This window comes from Pseudomonas sp., from assembly GCF_049590575.1.
Taxonomy (GTDB): Bacteria; Pseudomonadota; Gammaproteobacteria; order Pseudomonadales; family Pseudomonadaceae; genus Aquipseudomonas.
The window spans coordinates 1-2,528 of the sequence record NZ_JBAWDE010000208.1 but is presented as its reverse complement, the minus strand read 5'-3'; the positions used below and the strand labels follow the sequence as shown (position 1 = coordinate 2,528).

The window sequence follows — 2,528 nt, the reverse complement described above, 5'->3', positions numbered from 1 at the left end:
TTCGCGAGCAAGCCCGCTCCCACAGTCGATTTTCAGTGTTCTTCAGATTTTGCGGCTGCGCATCTGCACACCGGCCCCCATCGCCAACCCGGCGGTGCGCTCCAGGGCATCGGCAAATGCCTGGCGTTGCTCCGGGTCGATTTGCGACAGAAACAGCTCATCCACCGTGCTTTCGTAGACCTGCCACATTTTTTTGCGCAGCACCCGCCCGGCATCGGTGATCGAGGCAAACGCCGCGCGGCCATCACCGTCGGAGCGTGAACGCACGACCAGGCCGTCCTTTTCCAGGCGGTCGACCAACCGCGTGAGGTTGTAACGCTCGATGGCCAGCACATCGGCCAACTCGTGCATGCGGCGCGTGCCTTCGGGGCCGCTTTCCAGGCCCCAGAGTGCGTCGTACCAGGCGTAGGGCGGCAGGCCTGCCGCGCCCAGGCGGCGCTCGATTTCACGGATGACGGTCCTGTGGGCCCTGACAAAACGGAACCATACATCAGGCTCTTTCGACGACATGCAACACCATCCGGCGGTTTTCAAGAAGGTTGCAATAGTAGCTCATCCCGCGCTAGATTCGGCCTTGTAGTTGCAATTGCAATTACTTTTCCAGTGCTCCCACAAGGAGCCCGCCCCTTGAAATCCGCCTACCCTGGAGCCTCACATGACCCCGAACAACGCAGTCAGCCGCGATGACGATCCACAGGAAACCCGCGAGTGGCTGGAGTCCATCGAATCGGTGCTGTCCACCGAAGGCCGCCCGCGCGCCCACTACCTGATCGATCAATTGCTGGATTTCGACGTGGCGCGGCATGGCGACTTCTACGGGCGGGTCACCACCCCCTACGTCAACACCATCCCTGTGGACCGCCAGTTGCCCTACCCCGGCAACCTGGACATCGAACGGCGGACCAACGCGTTTATTCGCTGGAACGCCATGGCCATGGTGCTGCGTGCAGGCAAACACTCAGGCGTGGGTGGGCATATCGCGACTTACGCGTCAGCTGCGGTGTTGTACGACGTAGGCTTCGACCACTTCTTCCGTGGCCGAACCGACACCTTTGACGGTGATCTGGTGTACATCCAGGGCCACTCCTCGCCGGGCATCTACGGTCGCGCCTACCTTGAAGGGCGCATCAGCGAAGCGCAACTCGACAACTTCCGCCGCGAGGCCGGTGGCGAAGGTCTTTCGTCCTACCCGCACCCGCGCCTGATGCCGGACTTCTGGCAATTCCCCACCGTGTCCATGGGCCTGGGGCCCATCACCGCGGCCTACCAGGCGCGCTTTATGCGCTACCTCGAGTTCCGTAACCTCAAGCAGCACCAGGGCCGCAAAGTCTGGGCGTTCCTCGGCGATGGCGAAATGGACCAACCGGAATCCCTGGCGGCCATCTCCCTGGCCGGACGCGAGAAACTCGACAACCTGATCTTCGTGGTCAACTGCAACCTGCAACGCCTGGACGGCCCGGTGCGCGGCAACGCCAAGGTGATCCAGGAATTCGAAAGCCTGTACCGCGCCGCCGGCTGGAACGTGATCAAGGTGATCTGGGGCGGCGGCTGGGACGCGCTGCTGGAAAAAGACCAAAGCGGCTTGCTGCGCCAACGCATGATGGAATGCGTGGACGGCGACTATCAAAACTACAAATCGCAGAACGGCGCGTATGTGCGTGAGCATTTCTTCGGCAAATATCCGGAATTGCTCGCACTGGTCGCGGACATGTCCGACGACGAAATCTGGAAACTCTCACGCGGCGGGCATGACCCGGACAAGGTCTACAACGCCTACGCGGCGGCCGTGCGCCATACCGGTCGGCCTACGGTGATCCTGGCGAAGACCGTCAAGGGCTTCGGCATGGGCGAAGCCGGCGAAGGCCAGAACATCAACCATCAGCTGAAAAAGATGGGCGCCGACGCGGTAAAAGCCTTCCGCGACCGTTTCGGCCTGGAAGTGCCGGACGAGCACCTGGATGAAATCCCTTACCTCAAGCCCGCCGCCGACAGCGCAGAAGCCCGCTACTTTGCCGCGCGGCGCCAGGCATTGGGCGGCTATGTGCCAGCGCGACACACGGCTGTCGAGTCGTTGCAGATCCCCGACCTGAGCGCCTTCGCCACCCAGCTCAAAGACACCGGCGACCGCGCGATCTCGACCACCATGGCCTTTGTGCGCATCCTCGGCACGCTGCTCAAGGACCCGCACCTGGGCAAACTGATCGTGCCCATCGTGCCGGACGAGTCACGCACCTTCGGCATGGAAAGCCTGTTCCGCCAGATCGGCATTCACTCGGCGGTCGGCCAGCTGTATACGCCACAGGACGCCGGGCAACTCAGCTACTACAAGGAGAGCAAGGACGGACAGATCATGCAGGAAGGTCTGAATGAGTCTGGCGCCATTTCCTCATGGATCGCGGCGAGTACGTCCTACAGCAACCACGGCCTGATGACCGTGCCGTTCTATATTTTCTATTCGATGTTCGGCTTCCAGCGCGTCGGCGACCTGGCGTGGGCGGCGGGCGATGCGCGGGCGCGCGGCTTCCTGC

At 62.4% G+C, this 2,528-nt stretch carries 2 protein-coding genes; one reads left to right on the top strand and one right to left on the bottom strand.

Annotated features, from left to right (window positions below; genetic code table 11):
- Nucleotides 1-42 precede the first annotated feature (42 nt).
- Nucleotides 43-510, bottom strand: a complete 468-nt coding sequence (locus WBR57_RS13780) for a MarR family winged helix-turn-helix transcriptional regulator (RefSeq protein WP_424084285.1) — start codon at nucleotides 508-510, stop codon at nucleotides 43-45.
- Between the two features lie 145 nt (nucleotides 511-655).
- Here WBR57_RS13780 and aceE point away from each other — a divergent pair.
- The coding region (gene aceE, locus WBR57_RS13775) for a pyruvate dehydrogenase (acetyl-transferring), homodimeric type (protein ID WP_424084284.1) at nucleotides 656-2,528 on the top strand (1,873 nt) is incomplete at its 3' end.

Bases quoted from the DNA above. Each gene is read 5' to 3' on its own strand.
- WBR57_RS13780 (WP_424084285.1), bottom strand. From the start codon at position 510: ATGTCGTCGAAAGAGCCTGATGTATGGTTCCGTTTTGTCAGGGCCCAC.